The organism is Burkholderia sp. BCC1977 (genome assembly GCF_905339595.1).
Taxonomy (GTDB): domain Bacteria; phylum Pseudomonadota; class Gammaproteobacteria; order Burkholderiales; family Burkholderiaceae; genus Burkholderia.
This window is the reverse complement of sequence record NZ_CAJPGQ010000057.1, coordinates 1-15,863: the sequence shown is the minus strand read 5'-3', so window position 1 is coordinate 15,863 and position 15,863 is coordinate 1. Positions and strand designations below refer to the sequence as shown.

15 protein-coding genes are annotated in these 15,863 nt (G+C 66.1%); 12 read left to right on the top strand and 3 right to left on the bottom strand.

What is annotated here, in order from left to right; genetic code table 11:
- Positions 1-10 precede the first annotated feature (10 nt).
- Positions 11-433, top strand: a complete 423-nt coding sequence (locus U5771_RS31395) for a CopD family protein (protein ID WP_322027528.1) — start codon at positions 11-13, stop codon at positions 431-433.
- 94 nt (positions 434-527) lie between these two features.
- Here the strand turns inward: U5771_RS31395 and U5771_RS31390 are convergent, their stop codons facing one another.
- A complete protein-coding gene (locus U5771_RS31390) occupies positions 528-1,376 on the bottom strand; it encodes a MurR/RpiR family transcriptional regulator (protein ID WP_322027527.1) in 849 nt (282 codons plus the stop codon).
- A 293-nt stretch (positions 1,377-1,669) separates the two neighbouring features.
- On the opposite strand from U5771_RS31390, the gene edd reads away from it, so the two are divergent.
- The 4 genes from edd (at position 1,670) to U5771_RS31370 (ending at position 6,271) form a co-directional block, all read left to right on the top strand.
- Positions 1,670-3,526: a phosphogluconate dehydratase gene (gene edd / locus U5771_RS31385; RefSeq protein ID WP_322027526.1), complete on the top strand. Its 1,857-nt coding sequence runs from the start codon at positions 1,670-1,672 to the stop codon at positions 3,524-3,526.
- A gap of 19 nt (positions 3,527-3,545) precedes the next feature.
- Complete coding sequence (gene eda, locus U5771_RS31380; protein ID WP_213263597.1) at positions 3,546-4,172, top strand: bifunctional 4-hydroxy-2-oxoglutarate aldolase/2-dehydro-3-deoxy-phosphogluconate aldolase; 627 nt, start codon at positions 3,546-3,548, stop codon at positions 4,170-4,172.
- A 220-nt stretch (positions 4,173-4,392) separates the two neighbouring features.
- Positions 4,393-5,754, top strand: a complete 1,362-nt coding sequence (locus U5771_RS31375; protein ID WP_322027525.1) for a GntP family permease — start codon at positions 4,393-4,395, stop codon at positions 5,752-5,754.
- Positions 5,755-5,767: 13 nt separating this feature from the next.
- Positions 5,768-6,271: a gluconokinase gene (locus U5771_RS31370; protein WP_322027524.1), complete on the top strand. Its 504-nt coding sequence runs from the start codon at positions 5,768-5,770 to the stop codon at positions 6,269-6,271.
- A gap of 80 nt (positions 6,272-6,351) precedes the next feature.
- Here the strand turns inward: U5771_RS31370 and U5771_RS31365 are convergent, their stop codons facing one another.
- Positions 6,352-6,999, bottom strand: a complete 648-nt coding sequence (locus U5771_RS31365; RefSeq protein WP_322027523.1) for a TetR/AcrR family transcriptional regulator — start codon at positions 6,997-6,999, stop codon at positions 6,352-6,354.
- 273 nt (positions 7,000-7,272) lie between these two features.
- On the opposite strand from U5771_RS31365, the gene U5771_RS31360 reads away from it, so the two are divergent.
- Positions 7,273-8,694, top strand: coding sequence for an FAD-dependent oxidoreductase (locus U5771_RS31360; protein ID WP_322027522.1), 1,422 nt, complete (start codon positions 7,273-7,275; stop codon positions 8,692-8,694).
- Between the two features lie 94 nt (positions 8,695-8,788).
- Here the strand turns inward: U5771_RS31360 and purB are convergent, their stop codons facing one another.
- Positions 8,789-10,177, bottom strand: a complete 1,389-nt coding sequence (gene purB / locus U5771_RS31355; RefSeq protein WP_322027521.1) for an adenylosuccinate lyase — start codon at positions 10,175-10,177, stop codon at positions 8,789-8,791.
- 336 nt (positions 10,178-10,513) lie between these two features.
- On the opposite strand from purB, the gene U5771_RS31350 reads away from it, so the two are divergent.
- The 6 genes from U5771_RS31350 to U5771_RS31325 all read left to right on the top strand — a co-directional run.
- Positions 10,514-11,467, top strand: coding sequence for a LysR substrate-binding domain-containing protein (locus U5771_RS31350; RefSeq protein ID WP_322027520.1), 954 nt, complete (start codon positions 10,514-10,516; stop codon positions 11,465-11,467).
- Between the two features lie 277 nt (positions 11,468-11,744).
- Positions 11,745-13,031 carry a Glu/Leu/Phe/Val dehydrogenase gene (locus U5771_RS31345; RefSeq protein ID WP_322027519.1) on the top strand — a complete coding sequence of 429 codons (1,287 nt, stop codon included), beginning with the start codon at positions 11,745-11,747 and terminating at the stop codon, positions 13,029-13,031.
- Positions 13,032-13,250: 219 nt separating this feature from the next.
- Entirely contained in the window at positions 13,251-14,144 is an 894-nt protein-coding gene (locus U5771_RS31340; protein WP_322027518.1) for a glutamate/aspartate ABC transporter substrate-binding protein, read from the top strand.
- Positions 14,145-14,228: 84 nt separating this feature from the next.
- Positions 14,229-14,969 (top strand): amino acid ABC transporter permease, encoded by a 741-nt coding sequence (locus tag U5771_RS31335; RefSeq protein WP_322027517.1) that lies wholly within the window; start codon positions 14,229-14,231, stop codon positions 14,967-14,969.
- Complete coding sequence (gltK, locus tag U5771_RS31330) at positions 14,969-15,646, top strand: glutamate/aspartate ABC transporter permease GltK (RefSeq protein WP_322027516.1); 678 nt, start codon at positions 14,969-14,971, stop codon at positions 15,644-15,646. Before U5771_RS31335 ends, gltK begins: the two co-directional genes overlap by 1 nt.
- A partial coding sequence (locus U5771_RS31325) for an ATP-binding cassette domain-containing protein (RefSeq protein WP_322027515.1) occupies positions 15,643-15,863 on the top strand: 221 nt, incomplete at its 3' end. The genes gltK and U5771_RS31325, both read left to right, overlap by 4 nt.

Below are 15,863 nucleotides of genomic sequence, written 5' to 3'. Positions count from 1 at the left end.
CGCACAACCGATGGCAATGCTCTGGGTCAAGACGTTCCACATCGTTCTGATCGCCGCGTGGTTCGCGGGGCTGTTCTACCTGCCGCGCATCTACGTGAACCTGGCCATGGAGACCGATCCGGCCGCGGTGCGGCGCCTGCTGCTGATGGCGCGCAAGCTGTTCCGCTTCATGACGATGATCGCCGTGCCGGCGCTCGCGTGCGGGCTGTGGCTCTGGCTCGTGATCGGCATCGGTCAGGGGCAGGGCTGGATTCACGCGAAGGTGACGGTGGTGCTGCTGCTCGTCATCTACCACGCGTACTGCGGGCACCTGCTGCGCGTGTTCGAGCGCGGCGAGAACCGCCGCACCGACAGGTGGTATCGCGTGTTCAACGAGTTGCCGGTGCTCGGCATGCTCGTGGCGGTCGCGCTGGTCGTGATCAAGCCGTTCTGAACCTTCCGGCGGCGCCGTCGGCGAGCCTGCCGGCGGTCGATCGATGCGCAACGGCGCCCCTCGGGGCGCCGTTTTCATGTGCGCGTCGTACGCGTCAATCCTTCGTCGGGTCGTCGATCCGGCGGCGCGTGATGGCTTCCTTCGCGCGGCCGACGCGCTCCATCAAGGCGGGCCCGCGCGACAGCGCGACGCCGACCGCGAGGATGTCGCCGATCGCGAGATGCGACATCCGCGACGTCATCGGCGAGAACACGTCGGTTTCCTCCGCGACGTTCGACGCGAGGCTCACCGTCGCGAGCTGCGCCAGCGGCGAATGGCTCTGCGTGATCGCGACGACCTTCGCGCCGCACGCGAGCGCGGAGCGCGCGGCATCGACGATGTCGCGCGTGCGGCCGGTGTTCGAGATCGCGACGACGACGTCGTGCGGCCCGAGCAGCGCCGACGACATCGAGAACGTGTGCGGGTCCGAATACGCGACGCTCGGCACGCCGAGCCGGAAGAACTTGTGCTGGATGTCCTGCGCGGCGATGCCCGAGCCGCCGGCGCCGTAGAACTCGATGCGCGACGCGTTCGACAGCAGCGCGATCGCGTCGGCGACACTGCCGGCCGACAGGCTGTTGCGCACCTCGATCAGCGCGCCGATCGTGCGGTCGAACACCTTGCCGATGATGCCGGGCGCGGGCTCGTCGGGCTTGACGTCGCGATACACCGACGACACGCCCGGCGCGACGCTCTGCGCGAGCCGGATCTTGAATTCGCGAAAGCCGCTGCAGCCGAGCGCCTGGCAGAAGCGCGCGATGGTCGGCTGGCTGACGCCCGCGCGAGTCGACAGTTCGGTCATCGCGAGGTCGAGCACCTCGCGCGGCGCGGCGAGGATGTAGTCGGCGAGCTTGCGCTCGGACGGGCGCAGGTCGGCGCGGATCGCTTCAATGCGAGGCAGCATGGGACGGCGGATGGAAATCGGGTTCGGATGAGGGAGTGTATCGCAATCGAATTGTAGAAAATCTACAAGAAAATGCTAGCTTCATCGTCGGTAATTTTGGGGGTGAGTGATAGTGATGATTAGGGTTTTCACTAGGTAAAGCCTTACTGGTGGCGGGAATAGGGGTTGCGCGCTTGATGATCCGCATTGCGTGCTTGTAGTTTTTCTACTAGACTGGCTTCGTTCGTTCGATGTACTCGACCGTCCCCACGATTCCAACCGCCGGTGTCGTCCGGCATACAGGAGCGCCCAGCATGACGTCGCTGCACCCCACCCTGGCGAAAGTCACCGAACGCGTGATCGCCCGCAGCCAATCGACCCGTTCCGCCTATCTGCAGCGCATCGACGGCGCGCAAGGCAAGTTCCCGGCGCGCGGCGCGCTGTCGTGCGCGAACCTCGCGCACGGCTTCGCGGGTCTCGAAGGCAGCGACAAGTTCCAGATCAAGGCGATCCGCGAGCCGAACATCGGCATCGTGTCCTCGTACAACGAGATGCTGTCCGCGCACGCGCCGTACAAGGATTTTCCCGACATCATCAAGGCCGCCGCGCGCGAGAACGGCGGCGTCGCGCAGTTCGCGGGCGGCGTGCCGGCGATGTGCGACGGCGTCACGCAGGGCAACCCGGGGATGGAGCTGTCGCTGTTCTCGCGCGAGGCGATCGCGATGGGCACGGCGATCGCGCTCACGCACAACATGTTCGACGCGGCGCTCTGCCTCGGCATCTGCGACAAGATCGTGCCGGGCCTGCTGATCGGCGCGCTGCAGTTCGGCCACCTGCCGACCATCTTCGTGCCGGCCGGCCCGATGACGAGCGGCCTGTCGAACGACGACAAGGCGAAGATCCGCCAGCAGTTCGCGACCGGCCAGGTCGGCCGCGACGCGCTGCTCGAGGCGGAATCGGCCGCGTATCACGGCCACGGCACCTGCACGTTCTACGGCACCGCGAACAGCAACCAGATGCTGATGGAACTGATGGGCCTGCACCTGCCGGGTTCGGCGTTCGTCCATCCGCACACGCCGCTGCGTACCGCACTGACGGCCGAAGCCGCGCGCCGCGTGCTCGACCTGACGGCCGAGCGCGGCCACTACACGCCGATCGGCCATGTGATCGACGAGAAGGCGATCGTCAACGGGATCGTCGCGCTGCTCGCGACGGGCGGCTCGACCAACCACACGCTGCACCTCGTCGCGATCGCGCGCGCGGCCGGCGTCCTGATCGACTGGAACGATTTCGACGAACTGTCGGCCGTCGTGCCGCTGCTCGCGAAGATCTACCCGAACGGCAAGGCCGACGTGAACCATTTCCACGCGGCGGGCGGCGTCGCGTTCCTGGTGCGCAACCTGCTCGAGGGCGGGCTGCTGCACGAAGACGTGACGACCGTCGCGGGCAAGGGCCTGTCGCACTACACGAAGGAGCCGAAGCTGATCGACGGCACGCTGACGTGGGTCGACGGCACGGCCGAGAGCCACGACACGAAGGTGCTGCGCGGCATTCGCGACCCGTTCCAGCCGGACGGCGGCCTGCGCCTGATGCAGGGCCGGCTCGGCCGCGGCGTGATCAAGATTTCGGCGGTCGCGCCCGAGCACCGCAAGGTGACGGCGAGCGCGATCGTGTTCGATTCGCAGGAAGCCGTGCAGGAAGCCTTCGATCGCGGCGAGCTGAAGCGCGATTTCGTCGCGGTCGTGCGCTTCCAGGGCGCGCGCGCGAACGGGATGCCCGAGCTGCACCGTTTGACGCCGCTGCTCGGCGTGCTGCAGGATCAGGGCTTCCACGTCGCGCTCGTGACCGACGGCCGCATGTCCGGTGCGTCGGGCAAGGTGCCGGCCGTGATCCACGTGTCGCCGGAAGCGCTGCTGGCCGGCCCGCTCGGCAAGGTGAAGACGGGCGACACGCTCGTGATCGACGCGGAAGCCGGCATCCTCGACATCGAGATCGACGACGCCGAGTGGCGGGCGCGCCCGGTCGCGCAGCCGCTGCACCAGGCCGGGAACGAGGTCGGTTTCGGGCGCGAACTGTTCGGCGTGTTCCGCGCGGCGGCCGCGCCGGCCGAGCAGGGTGCATCGGTTTTCGGGACGCTGGTCGGCGAAACGGCCTCCCACGTCGCTGCATGAATTTCAAGGAGTGTCATCAATGAAGACGATTGCTGAAATCGTGAAGCTGGGCCCGGTGATTCCGGTGCTCGCATTCGACTCGGTCGAGCAGGGCGAACACGTGTCGCGCGCGTTGCACGCGGGCGGCGTCAAGGTGCTCGAGATCACGCTGCGCACGCCGGCGGGCCTGGAGGCGATCCAGCGCGCGAGCCAGCTCGCGGACGACATCGTCGTCGGCGTCGGCACGATCACGAAGCCCGAGCACTGCGCGCAGGCGAAGCGCGCGGGCGCGACGTTCGGCGTGTCGCCGGGACTGACGAAGGACCTGCACCTCGCGTCGCTCGACGCGGGCCTGCCGCTGCTGCCGGGCGTGATGACGCCGAGCGACATCATCCAGGCGCTCGAATTCGGCTACGAGATCGTCAAGTTCTTCCCCGCGCAGCAGGCCGGCGGCGTGCCGATGCTGCAGGCGTTCCACGGCCCGTTCCCGGCGCTGAAGTTCTGCCCGACGGGCGGCATCACGGTCGACACCGCGCCGAACTTCCTGAAGCTGCCGAACGTCGTGTGCGTCGGCGGTTCGTGGCTCACGCCGAAGGCCGCGCTCGCCGCGCAGGACTGGGCCGAAGTCACGCGTCTCGCGCAAGCCGCGAGCCAGCTTCCCCGTTAAGACTTGTACGAAACGAACGTTCGACCCTCGGTAAGCACGTGCTTAGTGCTTGTTTTACCGAGGGTTTTTGCTGATGGAACCGGTTCTATCCGTCGACCGTAAAGATAAGTAAAATTCAGCGTCCTCACGGGGTGGGTACCCCCCGTGTTTCGGAGACCTGCATAGCCGGGCATACTCGCAACAACTCGCCCGGTTCGAACAATCCTAGGAGGAGTGCCACATGGGGGCTGTCCAAGGCAGCATGCTGCTCGTATTCACGCTGATCGCGATTGCCGCGCTGATCCTGATGATCGCGCGCTACAAGATCTACCCGTTCCTGGTGCTGATCATCGTTTCGCTGGGCCTCGGTCTCGTCGTCGGCATGCCGATGGACAAGATCGTCAAGTCGTTCGAAACGGGCACGGGCGGCACGCTCGGCCACATCGCGATCGTCGTCGGCCTCGGCACGATGCTCGGCAAGATGATGGCCGAATCGGGCGGCGCCGAACGGATCGCGACCACGCTGATCGACTGGTTCGGTGAAAAGAACATCCACTGGGCGATGATGTTCGTCGCGATCATCGTCGGCCTGCCGGTGTTCTTCGAGGTCGGTTTCGTGCTGCTGATCCCGATCGCGTTCAACGTCGCGAAGCGCACCGGCAAGTCGCTGCTCGTCGTCGGCCTGCCGATGGTGGCCGGCCTGTCGGTCGTGCACGGGCTGATCCCGCCGCACCCGGCCGCGCTGCTGGCTGTCCAGCAATACGGCGCCGATATCGGCAAGACGATCGCGTTCGGCCTGATCGTCGGCGTGCCGACCGCGATCATCGCCGGTCCGCTGTTCGCGCTGATGATCTCGAAGTTCGTGAAGCTGCCGGAGAACAACCCGCTCGCGGCGCAGTTCGTCGAGTCGCATACGGACGGCCGCAAGCGCGAACTGCCGAGCTTCGGCATCACGCTGGTCACGATCCTGCTGCCCGTCGTGCTGATGCTCGTCGGCAGCTGGGCCGACCTGCTGTTCGCGCCGAAGTCGCTGCCGAACAACCTGCTGCGCTTTGCCGGCAACTCCGACGTCGCGCTGCTGATCGCCGTGCTGGTGAGCTTCTTCACGTTCGGCAAGCTGCAGGGCTTCAACCGCGACCAGATCCAGAAGTTCTGCGGCGAGTGCCTGGCGCCGATCGCCGGCATCACGCTGATCGTCGGCGCGGGCGGCGGCTTCGGCGGCGTCCTGCGCGACAGCGGGATCTCGCAGCAGATCGTCGAGACCGCGAAGCACGCGCACCTGTCGCCGCTGCTGCTCGGCTGGTTCGTCGCGGCGCTGATGCGTCTCGCGACGGGTTCGGCGACGGTCGCGATGACGACCGCCTGCGGCATCGTCGCGCCGATCGCGGCGGCGTCGGGCGCGGCGGTTCGTCCGGAGCTGCTCGTGCTCGCGACGGGTTCGGGCTCGCTGATCTTCTCGCACGTGAACGACGGCGGCTTCTGGCTGATCAAGGAATACTTCGGGATGACGGTCGGCCAGACGTTCAAGACCTGGTCGCTGCTTGAAACCATCATCTCGGTGCTCGGTCTGAGCTTTACGCTGCTGCTGAGCCTGGTTCTGTAACAAGGGGTAGTCAATGATTCTGATCGCAATGGGCGTGTCGGGTGCGGGCAAATCGCGAATCGGCGAAATGCTCGCGGAACGCCTGTCGTGCAGCTATACCGACGGCGACGCGTTTCACAGCGCGGCGAACAAGGAAAAGATGCACAACGGCATTCCGCTGACCGACGACGACCGCTGGCCGTGGCTGCGCACGATCCGCGCGGCCATCGAGGAAAAGCAGCGTGCCGGCGAGACGGCCGTGTTCACGTGCTCGTCGTTGAAGCGGTCGTACCGCGACGTGCTGCGCGGCACCGACACCGACGTGCGGTTCGTGTATCTGAAGGGTTCGTTCGAGGTGTTGCACGAGCGCCTGAAGACCCGCACCGGCCATTTCTTCGATCCGTCGCTGCTGAAGAGCCAGCTCGACACGCTCGAGGAACCGGGCCCGGACGAAGCGATCGTGGTCAGCATCGAGCTGACGCCCGAACAGATCGTCAATGAAGTGATGGTGAAGATCGGTCTCGCGCAGCAGCACTGAGCGCGGTTCGCGGCAATCGTCATGCAGCAGTGAAAAAGGCGCCGTCGGGGCGCCTTTTTCGTTGGCGGCGCGTGAGCCGCTCAGGCCGCGCGCGCGTGCTGCGCGATGCCGTCGAGCAGCACGTCCAGCATCGTGTCGTGCACGGCGGCCGGGTCGAGTTGCGCGTAGAGCGGGGCGGCCGATTTGACGAGCGGGTGCGCGGTATCGGACAGCGCATGCATTTCCGCCAGCTCGACGTCGTTCGCGGGCCGCGTGAGGCCGCCGGCCTCGGCGGCGGCGAGCCCGATCACGCTCGCATACCAGCCGACGCACACGGACGGCAGCGCGGTGCGCGGGATGCCGGCATCGGCCAGCGCGCGATGCACGGCCTCGATGTGCGCGAGATCGGCCGGGCCGGTGCTCATGTGACGCTGCAGCAGCGCGAACGCGGCGGGGTGGCGCAGCGCAAGCGCGCGGTACTGGCGCGCGAGATCGCGCAGTCGCTCGCGCCACGGCAGTGAAGGGTCGACCGGCACCAGCGAGCGCGACAGCGCGTTCGCGATCGCACGGCTCAGGCCCTCTTTCGACTTGAAGTGATACAGCACGCTCATCGGGTCGCAGCCGACCGACTGCGCGAGCTTGCGCACGCTGAACGCGGCTTCGCCGACTTCTTCGAGCAACGCGAGCGCGGCCGTGACGATCGCGTCCTTGTCGAGGCCGCGCGGGCCTTGGGCGGGTTTGTCTTTCATGGGAGCGGTACGGCGGCAGGCTGTCATCTTGACGAACGCATATTCTACGCTGCAGAATTATTTCTGCGGTGTAGAAATTGGGTGTCCCGGCACCTTTCAATGCGTGCTTTCGCACGGTCCGGGATCCAGGCAGACACGAGCGTGCCTGCCGTCAACACGGGCCATCGCGCCCTTTATCTCGTTGACACCCAAGTGGAACCGGCTGCCCCACCCGCGAAGCCTCGAACCAACGAGGCCCTTCGACAGGCGGCCCAAGACCATGCAAGTGCAATCATGACTTCCAATCACAAACCCCTGATCCAGGGCGAATCGCGTTTCGAACCAACGCAACTGAACATCGAAAAAGACAACTGGAACTGGTGCGAGCCGGCCCGCTACGACGGCGAGCGTCCGGCCAACTGGTACGAGGCGTCGTTGTCGCGCCATGAAAACAGCGCGCCGCTCGCGCACGACGCCGTGTGCGACGTGCTGGTGATCGGCGCGGGGCTGCTCGGCGCATCGGCCGCGCTGCATCTCGCGGAAGCGGGCGTCGACACGATCCTCGTCGACAAGCATCACGTCGGCTCCGCGGCGTCGGGCCGCAACGGCGGCCAGCTCACGCCGGGCCTCGCGCGCTGGGAAGCGGCCGACATGATCGACCACCTGTCGCACGACGATGCGAAGCGGCTGTGGCGCTTCGCATCGGCCGAATCGATGGACCTGATTGATGCGATCGGCGCGCGTTACGCGCTCGATCTCGACCGCCAGCGCGGCCACGTGACGGCGGCGGTCCACCCGGGCCACATGAGCGCGCTGCTCGACGGCGCGGACGCCCGCCGCCATCTCGGCGACGCCGGCGTGACGCTCGTCGGCCGCCATCAGCTGCATGACGAATATGTGCGCTCGGGCCTGTACCACGGTGCGGCGATCGACGCGCTCGGCGGCCAGCTTCATCCGCTCGCGCTGGTGCGCGGCCTCGTGCACGGCTTCCGGCTGAACGGCGGCGCGCTGTACGAGGGCACGGAGGTGTTGGAACTGGACGAAACGCCGGCGGGCGTCGTCGCGACGACGCCGGGCGGCACGATCACCGCGCGTCGCGGTGTCGTGCTCGCGCTGCACAACACGACGTTCCGGCTGCTGGACGACGGCGCGGCGACCACCGTGCCGTTCTTCACGTACGTGAGCGTGACGGCGCCGCTCGACGTCGACGTCGCGACGCTGATGCCGGCCGGCATGCCGGTGTACGACACGCAGTTCCAGATCGACTACTACCGGCCGGTGCGCGGCAACCGCCTGCTGTTCGGCGGGCAGGGCACCGGCACGTGCTGGGCGCAGGGCGACGTCAACGCCTATCTGCTGACGCGGCTGAACACGGTGTTTCCGCAGCACGACGGCCGCTTCGCGCTCGACTACTGCTGGAGCGGCGTCAGCGACTTCACGCTGAACGGCGCGACCGACAGCCGCAAGACCGACGGCCGCGTGCCGATGTACATGGTGCAGGGCTGGAGCGGGCACGGCGTCGCGCAGACGGTGCGGATCGGCAAGGCGATCTGCGACGATTTCGTCGGGCGCAACGACGATTTCTCGATGCTGACCGGCATCGACCATCGCGAGATTCCGCTCGGCCGGCAGTTGTCGCCGATCGCGATTCCGGCCGCGAAGGCGGCGATGAGCGTGATGAGCGCGCTGAATCCGGGGCGGATGATCTCGTTCTGACCTGCCGGCGTTTCGGCCGCGCGCGAGCCGCCAATGAAAAAGCCCGATGCGATTGCTCGCATCGGGCTTTTTTTCCGTCCGGCGACGGCGGCGCTTACGCGATCCGCTTCGCGAGTTCGACGGCCTTGCCGATGTACGACGCGGGCGTCATCGCGAGCAGGCGGTCCTTCGCGTCCTGCGGGATCGCCAGCGTGGCGACGAATTCCTGCAGCGCTTCGCGCGTGATGCCCTTGCCGCGCGTCAGTTCCTTCAGCTGCTCGTACGGGTTCTCGATGCCGTAGCGGCGCATCACCGTCTGCACCGGCTCCGCGAGCACTTCCCAGCAGTTGTCGAGATCGTCGTTCAGGCGCTGCGGGTTCACTTCGAGCTTGTCGAGGCCGCGGATCAGCGAGTCGTACGCGAGCAGCGAGTAGCCGAGCGCGACGCCCATGTTGCGCAGCACCGTCGAGTCGGTCAGGTCGCGCTGCCAGCGCGACACCGGCAGCTTGTCGGCGAGGTGGCGCAGCGTCGCATTCGCGAGGCCGAGGTTGCCTTCCGAGTTCTCGAAGTCGATCGGGTTGACCTTGTGCGGCATCGTCGACGAGCCGATTTCGCCGGCCTTCGTCTTCTGCTTGAAGTAGCCGACCGAGATGTAGCCCCACACGTCGCGGTCGAGGTCGAGCAGGATCGTGTTCGCGCGTGCGACCGCGTCGAACAGCTCGGCCATGTAGTCGTGCGGCTCGATCTGGATCGTGTACGGGTTGAACGTGAGCTTCAGGCGGTTCTCGATCACGTCGCGCGAGAACGCTTCCCAGTCGAATTCCGGATACGCGGAAAGATGCGCGTTGAAGTTGCCGACCGCGCCGTTCATCTTGCCGAGGATCTCGACCTTCTCGATGCGCGCGATCGCGCGTGCCAGGCGGGCGGCGACGTTCGCGAGTTCCTTGCCGAGCGTCGTCGGGCTGGCCGGCTGGCCGTGCGTGCGCGACAGCATCGGCTGCTCGGCGAGCGCGTGCGACAGCGCGACGAGGCGCTGATAGACGGTGCGCAGCGCCGGCACGATCACGTGTTCGCGCGCGCCGGCGAGCATCATGCCGTGCGACGTGTTGTTGATGTCTTCGGACGTGCACGCGAAGTGGATGAATTCGCTGGCCTTCTCGAGTTCGGCCTGGCCCTTGACCGATTCCTTCAGCCAGTATTCGACGGCCTTCACGTCGTGGTTCGTCACGCGCTCGATTTCCTTGATGCGTGCGGCGTCGTGCGCGGTGAAGCGCTCGGCGAGCTGCAGCAGGAATTGTTCGGACGCATCGGAGAAGCGCGGGACTTCCGCGAAGCCGGCGCGCGACAGCGCGATCAGCCAGTGCACCTCGACGGTGACGCGGTGGCGCATGAAGGCGGCTTCGGAGAGCCAGTCGCGCAGCGCTTCGGTCTTGCTGGCGTAGCGGCCGTCGATGGGCGAGAGCGCGGTGAGGGCGAAAAGCGTATCGGGACGAGTGTCGGACATGGTCGGGCGGGCCTTGGGGCCGGGTCGAGCGAGGGGAGAAGAATCCGGCATTTTACCATCGGCGCGGGGCGATCCCGGCCGAACCGGTCCGGCCGCGGCTACCGCGGGCGATCGGCTCGCCCCCGGCGCCCGGGCGGCGCGCGATCGGCCTGCCGGCGGGCGCCCGCGCCGGCAGGCCGCGCCACCCGCTGCGCCACCCGCCGGGCCACCCGCTGCGCCGCCCGCCACGCCACCCGCCACGCCACGCCACGCCGCCACGCCGCCACGCCGCCGGCCGGGCCGCCCGCCGGTAGAATGCAGGCTTCTTCCCGACCGCCGCCCGCCGCGCCCGCCTGCATGGAACTGAAATGGCTCGAAGACTTCGTCTCGCTCGCGGAAACGCGCAGCTTTAGCCGGTCCGCCGAACTGCGGCACGTGTCGCAGCCCGCGTTCTCGCGGCGCATCCAGGCGCTCGAGGCGTGGCTCGCGACCGAACTGATCGATCGTTCGGTCTATCCGACGCGGCTCACGCAGGCCGGCCAGATCTTCTACGAGCAGGCGCTGACGATGCTGTCGCAGGCGCACGAGGCGCGCACGCTGCTGCGCGGCCACGTCGGCGCGCCGGTGCCGACCATCGAGTTCGCGGTGCCGCACACGCTGTCGCTCACGTATTTTCCGCGCTGGCTGCAGCGGATCGAGGCGAAGATGGGGCAGGTCCACACGCGGCTGCGCGCGCTGAACGTGCACGACGCCGTGCTGTCGCTCGTCGAGGGCGGCTGCGATCTCGTGATGGGCTACCACCATCCGAGCCACCCGGTCGCGCTCGATCCGGCCCGCTACGACATGCTGGTCCTCGGCAGCGAGCCGATCAGCGCATTTTCGGCGCCGGGCCGCGCGGGCCGGCCGCGCTACACGCTGCCGGGCACGGCCGATGCGCGCGTGCCGTACCTGTCGTATACGCCGAACGCGTATCTCGGCCGGATGACCGAAGTCATCGTTGCGAACGCACCGACGTCGCTGTTCCTCGATCGCGTGTACGAAACCGACATGGCCGAAGGGCTGAAGGCGATGGCGCTCGCCGGCCACGGCGTCGCGTTCCTGCCGCACAGCGCGGTCGAGGATGCGGTGGCCAGCGGCCGCCTGATCCGGCTCGACCGTTCCGCGCGCGGCGGCACTCACCCGTTCACGCTGACGATGGAGATCCGCCTGTACTGCGACAAGCTCGCGCTGCAGGGCGACGACCCGCGCCAGAAGCTCGTGCGCGCGCTGTGGGACGTCGTCCGCGACGAATTGCGCGAAACCACCGGTTAACCGTGCGCGGTTAACCGGGCCGGTCGAGCGCGAGCGGCTGACGACCCGCTTGCTGCACCTGTCGGATGCCTGTCCGGCGGGCGTTCCGCGCTTTTCCCCGACGATTTTTCGCGGACGCGATGCACGACCGATCGCGTGCGTTCTTGCGCAAATCGACCGCAGATTTGCGAAAAATCACGATCATGCAAGAAACGCATAATCGAATAAGCAAACGGCATTGGATAAAAAAAACGGGTTTTTCGACAATGTGCGCAATCCGTTGAACGTTGGAGCGTCCATGTCTTCGCAACTGCAGTCCATCCCGTCCTACCTTCACGCCGATGATCTCGGCCCGTGGGGCAACTACCTTCAGCAGGTCGATCGCGTCGCACCGTACCTCGGTTCGCTGTCGCGCTGGCTGGAGACGCTGAAGCGTCCGAAGCGCATCCTGGTCGTCGACGTGCCCATCGAGCTCGACAACGGCACCGTCGCACACTTCGAAGGCTATCGCGTGCAGCACAACGTGTCGCGCGGTCCGGGCAAGGGCGGCGTGCGTTACCACCAGGACGTGACGCTGTCGGAAGTGATGGCGCTGTCGGCATGGATGTCGGTGAAGAACGCGGCCGTGAACGTGCCGTACGGCGGCGCGAAGGGCGGTATCCGCGTCGACCCGCGCAAGCTGTCGCGCGGTGAGCTCGAGCGCGTGACGCGCCGCTACACCAGCGAAATCGGCATCATCATCGGCCCGAACACCGATATTCCGGCACCGGACGTCAACACCAACGAACAGGTGATGGCGTGGATGATGGATACCTTCTCGATGAACCAGGGCCAGACGTCGACCGGCGTCGTGACCGGCAAGCCGATCGCGCTCGGCGGTTCGCTCGGCCGCAAGGAAGCGACGGGCCGCGGCGTGTTCGTCGTCGGCTGCGAAGCGGCGAAGAAGAAGGGCCTCGAGATCGAAGGCGCACGCATCGCGGTGCAGGGCTTCGGCAACGTCGGCGGCATCGCGGCGAAGCTGTTCCAGGAAGCGGGTTCGAAGGTGATCGCGGTGCAGGATCACACGGGCACGATCTACAAGCCGGCCGGCCTCGATTCGAACAAGCTGCTCGACCACGTCGCACGCACGGGCGGCGTCGCGGGCTTCGAAGGCGCTGAACCGATGCCGAACGACGAGTTCTGGACGGTCGAGACCGACATCCTGATCCCGGCGGCGCTGGAAAACCAGATCACCGAGAAGAACGCATCGAAGATCCGCACGAAGATCATCGTCGAAGGCGCGAACGGCCCGACGACGACGGCGGCCGACGACATCCTCAGCGCGAACGGCGTGCTCGTGATCCCCGACGTGATCGCGAACGCGGGTGGCGTGACCGTGTCGTACTTCGAGTGGGTGCAGGACTTCTCGAGCTTCTTCTGGACGGAAGACGAGATCAACCACCGTCTCGAGCGCGTGATGCGCGAAGCGTTCGCCGGCGTGTGGGCGGTCGCGGAAGAGCACAAGGTGTCGGTGCGTACGGCGGCGTTCATCGTCGCGTGCAAGCGCATCCTGATGGCGCGCGAAATGCGCGGCCTGTACCCCTGATCGCACATTGCCGATCGTCGATCGGTTGACTACGATCAAAGCATGACGCAATCCACCCGATTGCGTGCATGAACCCTCGCGGGCGGTGCCGAATCCGGCACCGCCCGCGTGCGCATTCAGGCTTCGTGCAGGGCGATTCGTAGTGCGGTAAACAACCAGTACTTTCAAAAATATTACTTTGATACACTGGCGCGGGTTTTAGCCAAGGAGATGACCAAAATGAAATACCACAAGGCAGTCCTGATGGTCGCGGCGCTGTGCGCGTTCGCAAGCGGCGCGCATGCTCAGGAGACCGGCACGCTGAAGAAGATCAAGGACACGGGCGTGATCGCGCTGGGCCACCGCGAATCGTCGATTCCGTTCTCCTACTATGACCAGAGCCAGCAGGTCGTCGGCTATTCGCGCGAATTCCAGCTGAAGGTCGTGGACGCGGTGAAGAAGAAGCTGAATCTGCCGAACCTGCAGGTCAAGAACATCCCGGTCACGTCGCAGAACCGCATCCCGCTCGTGCAGAACGGCACGGTCGACATCGAGTGCGGCTCGACGACCAACAACGTGGAGCGTCAGCAGCAGGCCGCATTCTCCGACACGATCTTCGTGATCGGCACGCGCCTGATGACGAAGAAGGATTCGGGCGTGAAGGACTTCGCCGACCTGAAGGGCAAGACGGTCGTGACCACCGCCGGCACGACGTCCGAGCGCCTGCTGCGCAAGATGAACAACGACAAGCAGCTGGGCATGAACATCATCAGCGCGAAGGATCACGGCGATTCCTTCAACACGCTGGAATCGGGCCGCGCGGTCGCGTTCATGATGGACGATGCGCTGCTCGCGGGCGAGCGCGCGAAGGCGAAGCAGCCGGGCGAGTGGGTGATCGTCGGCACGCCGCAATCGGAAGAGGCGTACGGCTGCATGATGCGCAAGGGCGATGCGGACTTCAAGAAGGTCGTCGACGACGCGATCTCGCAAGTCGAGAAGTCGGGCGAGGCCGCGAAGATCTACGCGAAGTGGTTCGAGAACCCGATCCCGCCGAAGGGGCTGAACCTGAACTTCCCGCTGTCCGATTCGATGAAGAAGCTGTACGCGAACCCGAACGACAAGGCGCTCGACTGACCACGCGGCCGTTGACGCAGAAATGACGCTACTGAAACGGAAGAGGCCACGCTTCTTCCGTTTCTTTTTGCTGGAGTCTTGCCCATGTCTTACCACTGGAACTGGGGCGTCTTCCTGAGCCCTGTCTCGACCGGCGAGCCGACGACTTATTTCGGATGGCTGATGTCCGGCTTCCGGGTGACGCTCGAGGTGTCGCTCGTCGCCTGGGTCATCGCGCTGATCGTCGGTTCGCTGTTCGGCGTGCTGCGCACGGTGCCGAACAAATGGCTGTCCGCGATCGGCACCGTGTACGTGTCGATCTTCCGGAACATTCCGCTGATCGTGCAGTTCTTCGTCTGGTATCTCGTGATACCCGAGCTGCTGCCCGCATCGATCGGCACCTGGATCAAGCAGTTGCCGCCGACCACGCAGTTCTTTACCGCGTCGATCATCTGTCTCGGCCTGTTCACGGGCGCGCGCGTGTGCGAACAGGTGCGCTCGGGGATCAACGCGTTGCCGAAGGGCCAGCGCGCGGCCGGCCTCGCGATGGGCTTCACGCAATGGCAGACGTACCGCTACGTGCTGCTGCCGGTCGCGTACCGGATCATCGTGCCGCCGCTCACGTCCGAGTTCCTGAACATCTTCAAGAACTCGGCGGTCGCGTCGACGATCGGCCTGCTCGACCTGTCCGCGCAGGCGCGCCAGCTCGTCGACTACACCGCGCAGACCTATGAGTCGTTCATCGCGGTCACGCTCGCGTACGTGATCATCAACCTTGTCGTGATGGCGTTCATGCGCTGGATCGAAGGCCGCACGCGGCTGCCCGGCTACATCGGAGGCAAGTGATGCATCAGTTCGACTGGAGTAGTATTCCCGGCGCGATACCGACGCTGTGGACGGGTGCGATCGTCACGTTCGAGATCACGCTGATCGCGATCGTCGTCGGCATCGTGTGGGGCACGTTGCTCGCGCTGATGCGGCTGTCCGGCGTGACGCCGCTCGCGTGGTTCGCGAAAGCGTACGTGACAGTGTTCCGCTCGATCCCGCTCGTGATGGTGCTGCTGTGGTTCTTCCTGATCGTGCCGCAGGTGCTGCAGGGCGTGCTCGGGCTGTCGCCGACGATCGACATCCGGCTTGCGTCGGCGATGGTCGCGTTCTCGCTGTTCGAAGCCGCGTATTATTCCGAGATCATCCGCGCCGGCATCCAGGCGGTGCCGCGCGGGCAGGTCAACGCCGCGTTCGCGCTCGGCATGAACTATGCGCAGGCCATGCGCCTCGTGATCCTGCCGCAGGCGTTCCGCGCGATGGTGCCGCTGCTGCTCACGCAGGCGATCGTCCTGTTCCAGGATACGTCGCTCGTGTACGTGATCAGTCTCGCGGACTTCTTCCGCACGGCCGCCAACATCGGCGATCGCGACGGCACGACCGTCGAGATGGTCCTGTTCGCGGGTGCATGCTATTTCGTGATTTGCTCGGTGGCGTCTGCCCTGGTCAAAGGTCTCCAGAAAAAGGTCACAAGATGATTTCCATCAAGAACGTTTCCAAGTGGTATGGCCAGTTTCAGGTCCTCGCCGATTGCACGACCGAGGTCAAGAAGGGCGAGGTGGTCGTCGTGTGCGGTCCGTCGGGCTCGGGCAAGTCGACGCTGATCAAGACCGTAAACGGCCTCGAGCCGTTCCAGCAGGGCGAGATCCTCGTGAACGGCCAGTCGGTCGGCGACAAGAAGACGAACCTGTCGAA

Coding starts and splice junctions, on each gene's coding strand:
- U5771_RS31395 (WP_322027528.1), top strand. CDS start 11: ATGGCAATGCTCTGGGTCAAGACGTTCCACATCGTTCTGATCGCCGCG.
- U5771_RS31390 (WP_322027527.1), bottom strand. CDS start 1,376: ATGCTGCCTCGCATTGAAGCGATCCGCGCCGACCTGCGCCCGTCCGAG.
- edd (WP_322027526.1), top strand. CDS start 1,670: ATGACGTCGCTGCACCCCACCCTGGCGAAAGTCACCGAACGCGTGATC.
- eda (WP_213263597.1), top strand. CDS start 3,546: ATGAAGACGATTGCTGAAATCGTGAAGCTGGGCCCGGTGATTCCGGTG.
- U5771_RS31375 (WP_322027525.1), top strand. CDS start 4,393: ATGGGGGCTGTCCAAGGCAGCATGCTGCTCGTATTCACGCTGATCGCG.
- U5771_RS31370 (WP_322027524.1), top strand. CDS start 5,768: ATGATTCTGATCGCAATGGGCGTGTCGGGTGCGGGCAAATCGCGAATC.
- U5771_RS31365 (WP_322027523.1), bottom strand. CDS start 6,999: ATGAAAGACAAACCCGCCCAAGGCCCGCGCGGCCTCGACAAGGACGCG.
- U5771_RS31360 (WP_322027522.1), top strand. CDS start 7,273: ATGACTTCCAATCACAAACCCCTGATCCAGGGCGAATCGCGTTTCGAA.
- purB (WP_322027521.1), bottom strand. CDS start 10,177: ATGTCCGACACTCGTCCCGATACGCTTTTCGCCCTCACCGCGCTCTCG.
- U5771_RS31350 (WP_322027520.1), top strand. CDS start 10,514: ATGGAACTGAAATGGCTCGAAGACTTCGTCTCGCTCGCGGAAACGCGC.
- U5771_RS31345 (WP_322027519.1), top strand. CDS start 11,745: ATGTCTTCGCAACTGCAGTCCATCCCGTCCTACCTTCACGCCGATGAT.
- U5771_RS31340 (WP_322027518.1), top strand. CDS start 13,251: ATGAAATACCACAAGGCAGTCCTGATGGTCGCGGCGCTGTGCGCGTTC.
- U5771_RS31335 (WP_322027517.1), top strand. CDS start 14,229: ATGTCTTACCACTGGAACTGGGGCGTCTTCCTGAGCCCTGTCTCGACC.
- gltK (WP_322027516.1), top strand. CDS start 14,969: ATGCATCAGTTCGACTGGAGTAGTATTCCCGGCGCGATACCGACGCTG.